Source organism: Streptomyces sp. STAM6 (assembly GCF_054963715.1).
Window position 1 is genome coordinate 51,076 of the sequence record NZ_JBUEFZ010000020.1, and the last position, 14,945, is coordinate 66,020.

Consider the following 14,945-nt stretch of genomic DNA (forward strand, 5'->3'; position numbering starts at 1 on the left):
GCCCGCTCGGGCGGCCCCGCTCTCCCGGGGCCGCCCGGTCCCCGCGACCACGGGAGACGGGCACCGCGGTGGACGCGGACCCGCCGCCGGTCCGCCCGCCGCCGAGCGGCTCACGGCCGGCCCGGCGGCCCGTCTCCTCCGCGAGGAGCGGCCGTCGGTCGCCCTGCCGGCCGCTACGGCTCCGTACGGGGACCCCCGGCGAGGAAGTCGAGTACCAGGGGCGTGGCCGTGGCGGCGAACTCCTCGAAGTAGGCGTGCCGGGCGCCTGCTACGAGACGCATCCTGGCGCCCGGGATGCGCTCGGCGAGCAGCGGCGCGTTCGCCGTGGGATTGAACCGGTCGTCGGTGCCGTGGACGACGAGCGTCGGCGCCGTGATCCCCGGCAGCGCGTCCCAGGCGTCGTGGCGGGCGCTGGCCCGCAGGTGGCGGCGGCGGGCGTGGGCGGGCATCGACGGATCGCCGAGGGTGTGGAACGGCCCCGCGTGGGCGGCGGCGTAGCCGGGCGTGTACATGAGCTCCAGGAGCGCGCGGCGGGCGGACGCGGCGTCGGGCTGGGCGAGCGCCCGGCGGACGTCCGGGCCTCGTTCCACGCCGTGCGGCGTCCCCGGCGAGGTGCAGCCGAGCACGAGCCGGTCGACCCGGCCGGGATGGTCGGCGGCGATCCACTGCGCGACCCGGCCGCCCATGGAGGTGCCGTACACATGGGCCCGGTCGATACCGGCCTGGTCGAGGACGGCCAGCACATCGCGGGCGAAACCGGGGGTGCTGTACGTGTCGGTGTCGGGGCGGCCGCTGTACCCGGTGCCCCGGTAGTCCAGGACGACGGTGGTGAAGTGCTCGGCGAAGCCGGCCCGTACGGAGTCCCACCAGCGGTGGTCGTTGGACTGGCCGCTCAGCAGCACGAGCGGCTCCCCCGACCCGTGCGTCTCGTAGTACAGCGCGGTGCCGTCGGCGGCGTACGCGTGGGGCATCAGCGCATCAGCCCCACGTCGCGTCCCAGCCGCTCCGCGGCCTGGGCGAAGAAGGCCTCTCTCTCCTCGACGATCCGGTTGAACTGTCCGAACACCTCGAAGGAGATGAGCCCGAAGAGCTGCGACCAGGCGCCGACGAGCGCGATGACCAGCGCGGGCGGCAGATCGGGCGCGACGTCCGCGGCCAGGCGCTCCGCCTCGGCCCGCAGGCCGGGTGCGAGCGGCGGCGGCGCCACGCCGTCGGCGCGGTGGGCGTCGCGGGCGACGGAGATGAGGGTGAGGCCGACGCGCGAGGCCGGTGCGACGGTGTCCTGGGGGGCGGTGTAGCCGGGGACGGGGGAGCCGTAGATCAGCGCGTATTCGTGGGGGTGGGCGACGGCCCAGGTGCGTACGGCGGCGCAGACCGCGGTCCAGCGGGCACGGGGGCTCGCCGGGACGGCGGCCTCGGCGGCGGACTCGGCGGCGGCGCCCATCGCGTCGTAGGCGTCGACGATCAGGGCGGTCAGCAGATCGTCACGGCTGGGGAAGTAGCGGTACAGGGCGGAGGACACCATGCCCAATTCGCGGGCGACGGCGCGCAGGGAGAGCTTGGCGGCGCCCTCCGCCGCGATCCGGCGGCGTGCCTCGTCCTTGATGGCGGCGGTCACTTCGACGCGGGCGCGGGCCCTGGCTCCCTGCACGGTACTCATGGGATCAGTGTGCCATCTCTCGGAGCGGTGCACCGAAAAGAGAGCACTGCTCTTGATTTGGATCGTTGATCCCGTGCACACTGCTCTCAAGCGAGAGCAGTGCTCTCCGATCCCGTTCGGAAACCCTGGCCCCGCTCCGTCCCCGGCCCCGCACCCCTCCAGGAGGCACCCATGTCCGCAGAGTCCGCGCACGTCATCAAGCCGGGCTGGTTCACCGTGAAGGTCCTCAACAGGGCCGTCACCTGGATGACCCGGCGGGGCATCAGTGTCTGGGGCTCACGCGTCCTCGCCGTGCGCGGCCGCAAGAGCGGCGAGTGGCGCCGCACCCCCGTCAATCTGCTGACCGTGGACGGCGTCCAGTACCTGGTGGCCCCGCGCGGGCACGTCCAGTGGACCCACAACATGCGGGCGGCGGGCGGCGGCGAACTCCACCTGGGCAGGCGGGTGCAGACCTTCACCGCGGAGGAGGTCGCGGACGACGACAAGCCGGCACTGCTGCGTGCCTACCTCAAGCGGTGGAAGGCCGAGGTCGGTGTGTTCTTCGACGGGGTGGGGCCCGGCTCGACGGACGAGGAGCTGCGGGCCGTCGCACCCCGGCACCCGGTCTTCCGGATCACCCTCCGGTGAGGGCGAACCGGAGCCGGAACGCGGCCCGGCCTACCGACGCCGGTCCAGGGTGTCCAGCACCCGGCGCGCCACCGCGCTCGTCCGGACGAGCCCGGCCAGCGTGGTCACACCGCGCGTGATGTCCGCGAACGTGTGCCACGCGGGCCGGAAACCGGTGATCGCCGCGTGGAGCAGCCCGGGCCGGCGCTCGAAGAGCGTGAGCATCCGGCGGCCGACGGCCATCTCCACGCCCAGCCCCGCCTTGATCGCGAACGCGTAGTTCAGCGCCTGGCGGCGGGCGTCCACGGCGTCGTGCGCCTCGGCGATCCGCACCGCCCACTCCCCCGCGAGCCGTCCGGACCGCAGCGCGAAGGAGATCCCCTCGCGGGTCCAGGGTTCCAGCAGCCCGGCCGCGTCACCGCACACCAGCACCCGGCCGCGGGACAGCGGCGAGTCGTCGCTGCGGCAGCGGGTCAGATGCCCGGAGGAGATCGCGGGCTCGAAGCCGGCCAGCCCGAGCCGGCCGACGAAGTCCTCCAGGTACCGCTTGGTCGCGGCGCCCTCACCACGGGCCGAGATCACGCCCACGGTCAGGGTGTCCCCCTTGGGGAACACCCAGCCGTAACTGCCCGGCATCGGCCCCCAGTCGATGAGGACGCGCCCCGCCCAGTCCTCCGCCACGGTGGGCGGGACCGGGATCTCCGCCTCCAGACCGAGGTCCACCTGGTCGAGCTTCACCCCGACATGGGCACCTATCCGGCTGGCACTGCCGTCCGCGCCGACGACGGCGCGCGCGAGGACGGTCTCGCCGTCGGCCAGGACCACGGCGACGGTACGCCGGTCGGGCACGGCCGAGCCGTGCTGCTCGACCCGGGCCACCGTCGCGCCCGTCCGCAGCTCCGCCCCCGCCTTCTGGGCCTGCTCCACCAGGCCGGCGTCGAACTCGGGCCGGTTGATCAGCCCGAACAGCATCCGCTTGGAGCGGCGGGTACGGGCGAACCGGCCGTTCATGGAGAACGTCACCGCGTGCACCCGGTCCCGCAGCGGCAGTTCGAAACCCGGCGGCAGTGCGTCGCGCGACGGGCCGATGATGCCGCCGCCGCACGTCTTGTAACGCGGCAGGTCCGCCTTCTCGAGCAGAAGGACCCGGCGGCCCGCGACAGCCGCCGCGTACGCGGCGGACGCTCCCGCCGGTCCCGCGCCGACCACGACGACGTCCCACACCGGCGCGGAGTTCTCGTTACCGGCGTCTGCGTTCTCGCTGCTCACGATGTGCTTCTGCTCCTGATCCCGACCCATGGCCCATGCTCTCGACCGCATCCTACGGCTCGGGCTCCGTCCACCCCCTGTGGGAGGATCGGATACGCGTTTGCCGTACACACAACGGTCACAACGTCAGTCTTAACGTCGCACCCACCAGGAGCGTGCCCATGACCGACCAGCCGATCGCCGAGACCGTCGCCTCCCTGCTCCCCCGTGCCAGGACGGAGCTCGCGGAACTGGTGGCGTTCCAGTCGGTGGCTGACCCGGCGCAGTTCCCCCGCAGCGAGTGCGAGGCCGCCGCGGCGTGGGTGGCGGACGCGCTGCGGGCGGAGGCGTTCGAGGAGGTCTCGGTCTTCGACACCCCGGACGGTTCGCAGTCGGTGTACGGCCGGCTGCCGGGGCCGGAGGGCGCGCCGACGGTGCTGCTCTACGCGCACTACGACGTCCAGCCGCCGCTCGACCCGGCCGGCTGGGACACGCCGCCCTTCGAGCTGACCGAGCGCGAGGACGGCCGCTGGTACGGCCGCGGCGCCGCGGACTGCAAGGGCGGGTTCATCATGCACCTGCTCGCGCTGCGCGCCCTGAAGGCGAACGGCGGGATACCGGTCGGCGTCAAGATGATCGTGGAGGGCTCGGAGGAGCAGGGCACCGGCGGCCTGGAGCGGTACGCGGAGGCTCACCCCGAGTTGCTGGCGGCCGACGCGATCGTGATCGGCGACACCGGCAACTTCCGGGTGGGCCTGCCCACCGTCACGGCGTCGCTGCGGGGAATGACGATGCTGCGCGTCCAGGTGGACACGCTGGAGGGCAACCTGCACTCCGGGCAGTTCGGCGGGGCCGCGCCGGACGCGCTGGCCGCGCTCGTCCGCGTCCTCGACTCACTGCGGGCCGAGGACGGCTCGACGACCGTCGACGGGCTCGCGGCGGAGGGCACCTGGGACGGGCTCGGGTACGCGGAGGAGGACTTCCGCAAGGACGCCAAGGTGCTGGACGGCGTGGGGCTGATCGGACACGGTTCGCTCGCGGACCGGCTGTGGGCCCGCCCCGCGGTCACCGTCATCGGCATCGACTGCCCGCCGGTGGTGGGCGCCACGCCGTCCGTGCAGGCATCCGCGCGCGCCCAGATCAGTCTGCGGGTGCCGCCGGGGCAGGACGCGGGCGAGGCGACCAAGCTGCTGACCGCTCACCTGGAGGCGCACACGCCGTGGGGCGCGCGGGTGACGGTGGAGCAGGTGGGACAGGGCCAGCCGTTCCGGGCCGACATCGGCAGCCCGGCGTACACGGCGATGGCCGAGGCGATGCGGATCGCGTACCCCGGCGAGGAGATGCAGTCGGCGGGCATGGGCGGCTCGATCCCGCTGTGCAACACGCTGGGCGCGCTCTACCCGGAGGCGGAGATCCTGCTGATCGGACTGAGCGAGCCGGAGGCACAGATCCACGCGGTCAACGAGAGCGTGTCGCCGGACGAGCTGGAGCGGATGTCGGTCACCGAGGCGCACTTCCTCCTCAACTACGCCCGTTCCAAGGGGGCGTGAAACCCGCACCGGCGGCGGCGCAGGGTTGCGCCGGGAGCGGAAGTAGCCGGGGGCGAAGAACGATGCGGCGGGCGCAGGGGGGTACCTACGTTCGCCGCATGGACTTCATCGAGGTGAACCGCCACCTGTACATGTTCCGTTTCCCGATCGGCCAGGCGTATCTGTGGCGGGACGGGGACGACGATCTGACACTGATCGACGCGGGCCGGGACGATGCCGGCCCGCTCGTCGAGACGGCCTTGCGCCGAGCCGGGCTGCGCCCGGAGGCCATCCGCCGGATCGTGCTCACACACGGCCACCGCGACCACGTGGGCGCGGCCGGTGAGCTGGCCGAGCGGTACGGCGCCGAGGTGATGGCGCACACCCTGGAGGCGCCGGTGGTGCGGGGTGAGGTACCGGTACCGGAGCCGGTGCTGCTCGACTGGGAGATCCCGCTGCACGAGCGCGGGCTCACGGTCCCGGCGGCTCCGCCGACCCGGGTGGACCGGGAGCTCGTGGACGGCGACGAGCTCGGTTTCGGCGACGGGGCGCGGGTGGTGCACGCGCCGGGGCACACGGACGGCTCGATCGCCGTCCATCTGCCGCGCCACGGCGTGCTGTTCACGGGTGACGCCGTGGCGGGGGTCGGCGAGGCGATGCTGGGCGTCATCAACGTGGACCGCGAGCAGGCCAAGGCCTCGATGCGCCGCCTGGCCGGGCTCGCCCCGGACACGGTCTGCTTCGGCCACGGCGACCCGCTGACGAGGGACGCGGCGGCCGTCCTCGCCGCCGCGGCCGGCCGGGACGCGGCCGCCCGCGACGCGGCGGCATAGCGGGCCACCGGCGGGCAGCACCGTGCCGTCCGGCCGTGACCGGCGGCGGGGGCGGCGCCTGAGCGAGGGTCAGCCGACCGGAACTCCCGCCTCCAGGTTGAGGACCGTTCCGCGTTCGCGCGCACGCAGGGCCCAGCGGAGGCGTTCGTAGCGGGCGGGGGGCAGCAGGCCGGCCGCCTCCTCCTCGGTGACGAATCGCCAGCCGCGCAGTTCGGAGCCGGGGAGGAGGACGTCGGCGGCCTGGGCGCCGGTGAGCCGGCCGCCGTCGAACAGCAGGCGCAGCCCTCCGTAGCCGGGCGGGTGGGGCGGTTCCCAGTCCACGAGCAGCAGCTTCGGTACGGATTCGAGGCGGAGCCCGATCTCCTCGGCGACCTCCCGCATCCCGGCCCGGGCCGGCGGCTCGCCCTGTTCGACGACCCCGCCGGGGAACTCCCAGCCCGGCTTGTAGGTGGGGTCGACGAGCAGCACCCGGTCCTGTTCGTCGAAGAGCAGGACTCCGGCGGCCAGGGTCTCGCCGGTCGGTTCGGGTGTCTGGACGATCTCGCAGATGCCGGCCGCCCCGGAACGGACGGCCTCGGCGACGGTCGCGGCGGTCTCGTGGGGAGTCAGGGCGCTGTTGTCGACGGCGTACGCGTCGGCGGACAGCCATCCGCCCAGCGCCGCGTGGTACGGCTCGATGTGGTCGTAGGCCCACTGCCGGACCCGTTCATTGCCGTCGGGGTCGTTCTCGAACTCCTGGCGCGCCGCTATCCGCGACCGCAGGATCGTTTCGTCCGGTGTGAGGACGACATGGCGCACGGTGATGCGGCGGGAAGCCAGCCCGCCGAAGATCTCGTCGCGGTACTCCTGTCTCAGCAGGGTCATGGGCACCACCAGGACCCCGCCGACATCGGCGAGCAGCGCCGCCGCCGCGTCCACGACCATGCGCCGCCACATCGGCAGGTCCTGATAGTCGGTCACCTCGGCCAGGCGCTTCTGAGGCAGCAGGTACCGCAGTGCCCCGCCGATGACCTCGGGGTCGTACAAGGTGCTGTTCGGGATCAGATCGATCAGTTCGCGCGCGGTACTGGTCTTGCCTGCGCTGAACGCACCGTTGATCCAGACGATCACGGTTCCCCCTCTTCCGTAGCCCCCAGTGGCTTGCCCGCAACACCCTGCCACGGAAACCCGTTCCGGAAGGAGACCGTGCGGTCCCCGCCGCCGGGGCACGGCCGTGGGCCACCGAACGGCCCAACGCCGTCGGGGGCTCCCGGACCACCGGGGCGCTCCGGGGTAGAAGTTCCGCACACCGACATCCGGAGGTCTCCCGTGCCAGAATCACGCCGCCTGCTCGTCCTGCGCCATGCCAAGTCCGACCGGCCGCCGGGCGTGGCGGACCACGACCGGCCCCTCGCCGCGCGCGGCCTGCGCGACGCACCCGCCGCCGGTCGCCTGCTGAGGGAGACCGGCCTCGTCCCCGACCTGGTGCTCTGTTCCACGGCGACACGGGCCCTCCGGACGTGGGAGCTCGCCGCCGAACAGCTCGGGACGGCGCCCCAGGTGCGCCTCGACGGCCGACTGTACGACGCGGACGCCGACGACCTCCTCGCGGTCGTCCGTGAAACCCCGGACGACGTACGCACCTTGCTGCTGGTCGGCCACAACCCCGCGATGCAGGACCTCGTCCTGCTGCTGGCCGCGGAGGGGCACGGCGACGCCCTGTCCCGCGCACGCGAGAAGCTGCCGACGAGCGCGGTCGCGACGCTCACGCTGGGGACCGGCTGGGCGCGGAGCGCTCCCGGAGGCGCCGTTCTCACGGACCTGGCGGTGCCGCGGGGGTCGGAGGACTGAAGTCGGGTGACGTCCCCGATTCCCCCTGGCGTCCCAGCGGTCGTGGCCGACGCGACGCGTGCCGCAGCCGCTGCTTCCCCCGCGTTTCGACAACCCCGGCGAGGGCCGGCGTGTCGCTACGCTCACCCGGCCGGTGGTACGGGCGCCGGTCCAAGGCGGCCGGGGCGCCTCGCGGCGCCGCGGGTATGGCGAAGCGCTCCCCATTGCGGCACTCATCGGTGACGCCCGCGTCCCGCCCGCCGGGCGGGCCGGGCCGCCGTCCATGGATCGGACCTCGCGGCGCCGGGCCGCCGGCCCGCCCGACGAGTTCTCCCACCTGGACCGGGGTGAGGAGGCACGTTGGGGCGGGGGCCTGCGGGCGGCGCGCGGCGACCGGGAGTCCGGTCAGGAGTCCGCCGGCGGCGGGACGGCAGTTGCGCCACCGGCCGGCTGCGAAGCCGGTACGGCTTGCGGAGTCGGTACGGCTTGCGGAGTCGGCCGGACCGCGAAACCGGTACGGGCCGCGGAGCCCGCATGGACCGCGAAGCCGTACGGACCGCGAAACCGGTACGGGCCGCGAAACCGGTACGGGCCGCGGAGCCGGTACGGACTGCCCACAGCGCTGTCTCGACACGGCCTCGCGAGGAGCCCGGCACCGGCGCGGTGCGTCAGCCGACGGTCGCCGCCGGGGCCGTGGCCGGCCTGCGACGCGGGGCCGCCGCGGCCGCCGCGCCCAGGAGGCCGGCGTCCGTGCCGGTGAGCGCGGGGGCGACCTTGAGTCCCTGGACGAAGGAGAGCGTGGCGTAGTCGTGCAGGGCGCTGCGCAGAGGGGCGAAGAGCACCTCGCCCGCGCCGGCCACTCCCCCGCCGATCACGGCGATGTCGATCTCGACGAGGGTCGCGGTGGCGGCGATGCCGGCCGCGAGGGCCTGGGCCGCGCGTTCGAACGAGGCGAGGGCGACCGGGTCGCCGGCGCGCGCGGAAGCGGCCACAGCGGCCGCGGTGGTGTCGCCGTCGGGCCCGGGCAGCCAGCCGCCTTCGAGGGCGCGCCGGGCGATGTTGGGCCCGCTCGCTATCCGTTCGACGCACCCGCGTCCACCGCAGGGGCAGGGGTCGCCGTCGAGGTCGACGCTGATGTGGCCGATGTGCCCGGCGTTGCCGGTGGGGCCCGCGTGGAGGCGGCCGCCCAGGACGAGGCCTCCGCCGACCCCGGTCGACACGACCATGCAGAGCGCGTTGTCGTGGCCGCGGGCGGCGCCCTGCCAGTGTTCCGCGGCCGTCATGGCGGCACCGTCGCCGACCAGGGCGACGGGCAGGCCGCCGGTCGCGTCCCGTACCCGGGCGACCAGGGGGTAGCCGCGCCAGCCCGGTACGTTGACGGGGCTGACCGTGCCGGCGGAGGCGTCCACCGGCCCCGCGCTGCCGATGCCGACCGCGCCGACCTCGGCCCACAGCGGCGACCCGGCGAGCTCCGCGACCACCGCCTCGACGGTGTGCATGACCGTCTCACCGTCCTCGCGCGCGGGGGTGGGCAGCTGGGCGCGGGCGAGAATCGTGCCGTTGTCGTCGACCAGCGCGCCGGCGATCTTGGTGCCGCCGATGTCGAGTGCGGCGACGAGGTCGGAATGCATCGGTGTCGGTCCCCCGGTGATGAGTCTGCCCCGGCAGGCCGTGTCAGCCGTTGCCGGACCTGCGAATTCCATGCTGCTTCAAGACTGATTCAAGACCAGTCTCCTCCAGTCTCCCTACCCCTGACAACGTTGTCCAGGGCCTATGCTCGACGCCACACCCTTGCACCACGCCCTTACCCGACGACACGACAGGACTGCGCACCGTGGCCGAGACCGCCCGCCGACCCGATCACCGCTACGGCAATCGGCCGACGATGAAGGACGTGGCGGCCCGGGCGGGGGTGGGGCTCAAGACCGTCTCCCGCGTGGTGAACGGCGAGCCGGGCGTCACTCCCGACACCGAGCGCCGGGTACAGGAGGCCATCGAGGCACTCGCCTTCCGCCGCAACGACAGCGCGCGCGTGCTGCGCAAGGGCCGCACCGCCTCGATCGGTCTGGTCCTCGAGGATCTCGCCGACCCGTTCTACGGCCCGCTCAGCCGCGCGGTCGAGGAGGTCGCGCGCGCTCATGGCGCGCTGCTGATCAACGGTTCGAGCGCCGAGGACCCGGACCGTGAGCAGGAGCTGGTGCTGGCGCTGTGCGCGCGGCGGGTCGACGGGCTGATCGTGATCCCGGCCGGCGCCGACCACCGTTATCTGGAGCCGGAGATCAGGGCGGGCGTGGCGACGGTGTTCGTGGACCGTCCGGCCGGGCGGATCGATGCCGACGTGGTGGTGTCCGACAACTTCGGCGGCGCGCGGGACGGTGTCGCGCACCTCATCGGCCACGGTCACCGCAGGATCGGGTTCATCGGTGACCAGCCCCGGATCCACACCGCCAAGGAGCGGCTGCGCGGCTATCGCGCGGCCATGGAGGACGCGGAGCTGGCCGTGGACGAGGCATGGGTTTCGCTGGGGTCGACCGAGCCCGGCCGGGTGCGTGACGCGGTGACCGCGATGCTGTCCGGCCCCGACCCGGTGACCGCGATCTTCACCGGTAACAACCGGGTGACCGTGACGGTGGTGCGGGAACTCGCGGGGCGCGAACGGCCGGTGGCGCTGGTCGGCTTCGACGACATCGAGCTCGCCGATCTGCTGGGCATCACCGTCGTCGCCCAGGACGCCGCCATGCTCGGGCGGACGGCGGCCGAGCGGCTCTTCCGCCGGCTGGACGGCGCCGACGACGCGCCCGCCCGCACCGAGCTGGGGACGGTGCTGATTCCGCGCGGGTCGGGCGAGATCGCCCCGTCCTCCTGAGCGCTGCTGGTGCCCCGGGTCCGCGGCGGTTCCCCGGGGCGCCGCCCGCACAGGCCGGGGCGGCGTCAGCAGACGGGGAGGCCGGGCAGCGGCGCGTCGTTGTCGCCGCCCTGGATGTAGACGACGCTGACGTACACGTTGGTGTTGCCGCTGTCGTCGTCCGTCCTGGCCCACCAGACGTTGGTCCACTCGCCGTGCGTCTCGCGGCGGCCGAGATTCGCCTGGCAGTAGAAGTAGTTGGTGCCCGCGTTGAGGACGCCCATCTCGCCGCCGTCGTAGCGGTACGACTTCGCGGTGCGCCACACCTGGCAGTTGTACTTGCCGCCGCCGATGGAGTGGCAGACCGGGGCGGGCGCGGGCGCCGGGTCTCCCCCGCCGGTCGTGGTGGTCGAGCCACCGGTCGTGCCGCCGGTGGTGGTGCCCGTGCCTCCGGTCGTGCCGCCGGTCGTGCCGCCGTCGGCGCCTCCGGACCCCTTGCCGCCGTCCGTGCCCGCACCGGGCGCGGGTGCCGGCTTCGACGGGGTGGCCGGCTTCGTGGCGCCGGGCTCGGACGCCTTCGCGCTCGGCGTTCCCGCGGACGGCGAGGGGGCACTGCCGGGGTCGAGGGCCCGGCCGGGTTCGCCGGCCGTGGGAGTGGTGTCGGCGCGGCCGCCCGCCAGTTCCTGGCCGGCCGGGGGCTGTTCGCGGTCCATGAGCGCGTACGTCACGCCTCCGCCCGCCAGCAGGACCGCGGCCGCCGCGGCCGCCACCAGGGCCCCGGAGCGGCGCTTGGCCTTCGCCGCGGCCTGGGGGGCCGGTGCCCGGCCCGCGTGAGCCTGGGGCGCGTGAGCCTGGGGCGCGGGTGTATGCGAGACCAGTGATTGCGGGGCCGGTGCCGGCGGGACCTCGGTGGGTGTCGCCGGACCGAAGCCCTGTGGCTGGTGGGGCAGTACGTTCCGCTCGGTCGGCACATAGGTACCGGCGGGACCCTCGGGGTTCACGGGCGTCTGTCCGGCCGCCACGGCGGCCAGCAGCCGGGCCGCCGTGGCGGCGTCGGGACGCTGGGCCGGGTCCTTGTGCATCAGCTGCCGCAGGACGGGGCCGAGAGGGCCCGCGCGGCGGGGTTCGGGCAGTGGCTCGGCGACGATCGCGGTGAGCGTGGACCAGGTCGACGTACGGCGGAACGGCGACGCGCCCTCGACCGCGGCGTAGAGCGTGGCACCGAGCGCCCACACGTCCGAGGCGGGGCCCGGGTCCTGGCCCTGTGCCCGTTCGGGGGCGAGGTAGTCGAGCGAGCCGACGATCTCGCCGCTGCGGGTGAGGTGGGTGGTGGAGCCGTCCCCCGGGTCTTCCATGGCGGCGATGCCGAAGTCGGTGAGGACCACCCGGCCACCGCGGTCCAGGAGGACGTTGCCGGGCTTGACGTCGCGGTGGAGCACGCCGACGGCGTGGGCGGCGCCGAGTGCCTCCAGCACCTTGGCGCCGATTCCGGCCGCCTCGCGCGGATCCATCACGCCGCGCTCGCCGAGCACGTCGTCGAGGGAGGGTCCGTCGATGAGCTCCATGACGATGACGGGACGGCCGTGGTGGTCGGCGACGTCGTGGACGGCGATGACTCCGGGGTGGCGGACGCGGGCGGCGGCCCGGGCCTCTCGCTGCATGCGCAGCCGCAGGTCGGCGAGTTCGTGGCCGGAGGAGTCGGTGTACGTCCGGAGTTCCTTGAGGGCCACCTCGCGGCCGAGCACCTCGTCGTGGGCGCGCCACACGACGCCCATGCCGCCGCGGCCGAGCTGCCGGATGATCCGGTAGCGCCCGGCGATCACTTCGTTCTCCCCCGAAGACACCGCTGCCCCGTTCCCTGTTTCGCGATTTCCCGTCCGAATGACGCGTACAGAGTACGGGGCTGCGGTGCCGGCCAGGCCTACTGGGCCGTGGCCGTCAGATCGCCGCGCCGCGGCGCGGCGAAACCGTCGAGGTCCGCCCGGGTGAGACCGGTGAGGCGGGCGACCTCGGCGGTGTCGAGGGCGCCGCAGTCGATGCCGCGCAGCAGGTAGGAGCTGAGGGCCTTGGCGGTGGCGGGCTCGTCCATCACGTCGCCGCCGGCGTGGTTGGCGTAGGCGGAGAGGCGCGCGGCGGCCTGCTCGAAGCCCTCGCGGTAGAAGGCGAAGACGGCGGCGTACCGGGTGGGCAGGTGCCCGGGGTGCATGTCCCAGCCCTGGTAGTAGGCGCGGGCCAGGGCGCGGCGGGTGAGGCCGTAGTGAAGGCGCCAGGCGTCGTGAACCTTCTCGGTGGGGCCGACGGGCAGGACGTTGGTGGAGCCGTCGGAGACGCGTACTCCGGTGCCGGCGGCGGCGACCTGCATGATCGCCTTGGCGTGGTCGGCGGCCGGGTGGTCGCTGGCCTGGTAGGCGGCGGAGACGCCGAGGCAGGCGCTGTAGTCGAAGGTGCCGTAGTGCAGTCCGGTGGCGCGGCCCTCGGCGGCGTCGATCATGCGGGCGACGGTGGCGGTGCCGTCGGCGGCGAGGATGGCCTGGCTGGTCTCGATCTGGATCTCGAAGCCGATGCGGCCGGGCTCCAGGCCGCGTGCCTTCTCGAACTCCTCGACCAGCCGCACCATGGCGGTGACCTGCTCGGGATAGGTCACCTTGGGGAGGGTGAGGACCAGGCCGTCCGGCAGGCCGCCGGCCTCCATCAGCCCGGTGAGGAAGATGTCGAGGGTGCGGATGCCCCGGTCGCGTACGGCGGCCTCCATGCACTTCATGCGGATGCCCATGTAGGGCGCGGCGGTGCTTCCGGCCCGGGAGGCGCCCGCACGGTACGCCTCGGAGATCAGGCGGGCCGCCCGGGCCGCGTCGGTGTCCTCGTCCGTGCCGCCGTAGCCGTCCTCGAAGTCGACCCGGAGGTCCTCGATGGGCTCGCGCTCCAGCTTGGCGCGCACGCGCGCGTGGACGTCCTCGGCGAGGTCGTCGGTGAGGCCGAGTACGGCCGCGAAGGAGGCGGCGTCGGGGGCGTGCTCGTCGAGGGCGGCGAGTGCCTGGTCGCCCCAGGAGCGGATGGTGCCGGCGGCGAAGGCGTCACCGGGGACGTAGACCGTGTGGACGGGCTGGCGGGTGCCGGGGTCGCCCGGGTACCGGCGGGCGAGTTCCGCGTCCACCGAGACGAGGGAGGCGCTGATGCCCTCGCTGACCGCGCCCGCGAGGCTCGTCGACACCTTCTCCTGCTGACCCATTCCCACACCCTCCACACTCAGGATTTCCGCTTCACGGAATCAACAATCCGCATAGCGAAGTTAATGGGTGCCCTTGACCTGCGTCAATGGTCCCTCCGACGACGAGGGGCCGCGCGGTGGTGTCCACCGCGCGGCCCCTGGCCGGTTCCGGAGAGCGTCAGCCCTTGCGCGCCTTGACCTCGTCGGTCAGCTGCGGGACGACGTCGAAGAGGTCGCCGACCACGCCGTAGTCGACCAGGTCGAAGATCGGGGCCTCGGCATCCTTGTTGATGGCCACGATCGTCTTGGAGGTCTGCATGCCCGCGCGGTGCTGGATCGCGCCGGAGATGCCGGAGGCGATGTACAGCTGCGGCGAGACCGACTTGCCGGTCTGGCCGACCTGGTTGGAGTGCGGGTACCAGCCGGCGTCGACGGCGGCGCGGGAGGCGCCGACGGCGGCACCGAGCGAGTCGGCGAGGGCCTCGATGATCGCGAAGTTCTCGGCACCGTTGACGCCACGGCCGCCGGAGACCACGATCGCGGCCTCGGTCAGCTCGGGACGGCCGGTCGACTCGCGCGGCGTGCGGGAGACGACCTTGGTGCCGGTGGCCTTCTCGGAGAAGGAGACCGCGAGGGCCTCGACGGCGCCCGCGGCCGGGGCGGCCTCCACGGGGGCCGAGTTCGGCTTGACCGTGATGACCGGGGTGCCCTTGGAGACACGGGACTTGGTGGTGAAGGAGGCGGCGAACGCGGACTGCGTGGCCACCGGGCCCTCGTCGCCGGCCTCGAGGTCGACGGCGTCGGTGATGATGCCGGAGCCGATGCGGAGCGCGAGGCGGGCCGCGATCTCCTTGCCCTCGGCGGAGGACGGGACGAGCACGGCGGCCAGGGAGCCCCCGGCGGACACCGCCTCGTACGCGGCCTGCAGGGCGTCCACCTTCGGTACGACGAGGTAGTCGGCGAACTCGGGGGCGTCGGCGGTGAGGACCTTGACCGCGCCGTGCTCGGCGAGCGTGGCGGCGGTCGCCTCGGCGCCGGAGCCGAGGGCGACGGCGACGGGCTCGCCGATGCGGCGGGCCAGGGTCAGCAGCTCCAGGGTGGGCTTGCGGACGGCGCCGTCCACGTGGTCGACGTAGACGAGAACTTCAGCCATGGGACTTCAATCTCCTGCGATGCGAAGAATCTGGGGCGGTGAGGAGGCTCGCGC

Annotated in this window: 13 protein-coding genes; 5 read left to right on the forward strand and 8 right to left on the reverse strand. The window is 73.8% G+C overall.

The features are described 5' to 3' along the window. Positions 1 to 173: 173 nt before the first annotated feature. Complete coding sequence (locus ACY34K_RS22150; RefSeq protein ID WP_462749708.1) at positions 174 to 971, reverse strand: alpha/beta fold hydrolase; 798 nt, start codon at positions 969 to 971, stop codon at positions 174 to 176. After that, entirely contained in the window at positions 971 to 1,660 is a 690-nt protein-coding gene (locus ACY34K_RS22155; protein ID WP_462749710.1) for a TetR/AcrR family transcriptional regulator, read from the reverse strand. Before ACY34K_RS22155 ends, ACY34K_RS22150 begins: the two co-directional genes overlap by 1 nt. 171 nt (positions 1,661 to 1,831) lie before the next feature. Here ACY34K_RS22155 and ACY34K_RS22160 point away from each other — a divergent pair, with 171 nt between their 5' ends. Continuing rightward, positions 1,832 to 2,287, forward strand: coding sequence for a nitroreductase family deazaflavin-dependent oxidoreductase (locus tag ACY34K_RS22160; RefSeq protein ID WP_462749712.1), 456 nt, complete (start codon positions 1,832 to 1,834; stop codon positions 2,285 to 2,287). 30 nt (positions 2,288 to 2,317) lie between these two features. Here the strand turns inward: ACY34K_RS22160 and ACY34K_RS22165 are convergent, their stop codons facing one another. After that, positions 2,318 to 3,535 carry a geranylgeranyl reductase family protein gene (locus ACY34K_RS22165; RefSeq protein ID WP_462749714.1) on the reverse strand — a complete coding sequence of 406 codons (1,218 nt, stop codon included), beginning with the start codon at positions 3,533 to 3,535 and terminating at the stop codon, positions 2,318 to 2,320. A gap of 161 nt (positions 3,536 to 3,696) precedes the next feature. Here ACY34K_RS22165 and ACY34K_RS22170 point away from each other — a divergent pair, with 161 nt between their 5' ends. Together ACY34K_RS22170 and ACY34K_RS22175 are read left to right on the forward strand one after the other, a co-directional pair. Beyond that, entirely contained in the window at positions 3,697 to 5,064 is a 1,368-nt protein-coding gene (locus tag ACY34K_RS22170; RefSeq protein ID WP_462749716.1) for a M20/M25/M40 family metallo-hydrolase, read from the forward strand. Between the two features lie 98 nt (positions 5,065 to 5,162). Then, a complete protein-coding gene (locus ACY34K_RS22175; protein ID WP_462749717.1) occupies positions 5,163 to 5,876 on the forward strand; it encodes an MBL fold metallo-hydrolase in 714 nt (237 codons plus the stop codon). A 69-nt stretch (positions 5,877 to 5,945) separates the two neighbouring features. Here ACY34K_RS22175 and ACY34K_RS22180 read toward each other — a convergent pair whose 3' ends face one another. After that, positions 5,946 to 6,986, reverse strand: coding sequence for an NUDIX hydrolase (locus tag ACY34K_RS22180; RefSeq protein WP_462749719.1), 1,041 nt, complete (start codon positions 6,984 to 6,986; stop codon positions 5,946 to 5,948). Positions 6,987 to 7,184: 198 nt separating this feature from the next. Here ACY34K_RS22180 and ACY34K_RS22185 point away from each other — a divergent pair, with 198 nt between their 5' ends. After that, positions 7,185 to 7,706, forward strand: a complete 522-nt coding sequence (locus ACY34K_RS22185) for a SixA phosphatase family protein (RefSeq protein ID WP_462749721.1) — start codon at positions 7,185 to 7,187, stop codon at positions 7,704 to 7,706. A 647-nt stretch (positions 7,707 to 8,353) separates the two neighbouring features. Here ACY34K_RS22185 and ACY34K_RS22190 read toward each other — a convergent pair. Further along, positions 8,354 to 9,316 carry an ROK family protein gene (locus ACY34K_RS22190; protein WP_462749723.1) on the reverse strand — a complete coding sequence of 321 codons (963 nt, stop codon included), beginning with the start codon at positions 9,314 to 9,316 and terminating at the stop codon, positions 8,354 to 8,356. A 254-nt stretch (positions 9,317 to 9,570) separates the two neighbouring features. Between ACY34K_RS22190 and ACY34K_RS22195 the strand changes: the two genes are divergently transcribed. Beyond that, positions 9,571 to 10,551 carry a LacI family DNA-binding transcriptional regulator gene (locus ACY34K_RS22195; protein WP_462749810.1) on the forward strand — a complete coding sequence of 327 codons (981 nt, stop codon included), beginning with the start codon at positions 9,571 to 9,573 and terminating at the stop codon, positions 10,549 to 10,551. A gap of 65 nt (positions 10,552 to 10,616) precedes the next feature. On the opposite strand, the gene ACY34K_RS22200 is transcribed toward ACY34K_RS22195, so the two are convergent. From ACY34K_RS22200 to ACY34K_RS22210, 3 genes are all read right to left on the reverse strand, one after another. Then, positions 10,617 to 12,374, reverse strand: coding sequence for a serine/threonine-protein kinase (locus ACY34K_RS22200; RefSeq protein ID WP_462749725.1), 1,758 nt, complete (start codon positions 12,372 to 12,374; stop codon positions 10,617 to 10,619). A gap of 77 nt (positions 12,375 to 12,451) precedes the next feature. Further along, complete coding sequence (locus tag ACY34K_RS22205; RefSeq protein ID WP_462749727.1) at positions 12,452 to 13,759, reverse strand: DUF6986 family protein; 1,308 nt, start codon at positions 13,757 to 13,759, stop codon at positions 12,452 to 12,454. Positions 13,760 to 13,916: 157 nt separating this feature from the next. Then, on the reverse strand, positions 13,917 to 14,891 hold the full coding sequence (locus tag ACY34K_RS22210; RefSeq protein WP_462749729.1) for an electron transfer flavoprotein subunit alpha/FixB family protein: 975 nt from the start codon (positions 14,889 to 14,891) through the stop codon (positions 13,917 to 13,919). Positions 14,892 to 14,945 lie beyond the last annotated feature (54 nt).

Coding starts and splice junctions, on each gene's coding strand:
- ACY34K_RS22150 (WP_462749708.1), bottom strand. CDS start 971: ATGCCCCACGCGTACGCCGCCGACGGCACCGCGCTGTACTACGAGACG.
- ACY34K_RS22155 (WP_462749710.1), bottom strand. CDS start 1,660: ATGAGTACCGTGCAGGGAGCCAGGGCCCGCGCCCGCGTCGAAGTGACC.
- ACY34K_RS22160 (WP_462749712.1), top strand. CDS start 1,832: ATGTCCGCAGAGTCCGCGCACGTCATCAAGCCGGGCTGGTTCACCGTG.
- ACY34K_RS22170 (WP_462749716.1), top strand. CDS start 3,697: ATGACCGACCAGCCGATCGCCGAGACCGTCGCCTCCCTGCTCCCCCGT.
- ACY34K_RS22175 (WP_462749717.1), top strand. CDS start 5,163: ATGGACTTCATCGAGGTGAACCGCCACCTGTACATGTTCCGTTTCCCG.
- ACY34K_RS22190 (WP_462749723.1), bottom strand. CDS start 9,316: ATGCATTCCGACCTCGTCGCCGCACTCGACATCGGCGGCACCAAGATC.
- ACY34K_RS22195 (WP_462749810.1), top strand. CDS start 9,571: ATGAAGGACGTGGCGGCCCGGGCGGGGGTGGGGCTCAAGACCGTCTCC.
- ACY34K_RS22205 (WP_462749727.1), bottom strand. CDS start 13,759: ATGGGTCAGCAGGAGAAGGTGTCGACGAGCCTCGCGGGCGCGGTCAGC.
- ACY34K_RS22210 (WP_462749729.1), bottom strand. CDS start 14,891: ATGGCTGAAGTTCTCGTCTACGTCGACCACGTGGACGGCGCCGTCCGC.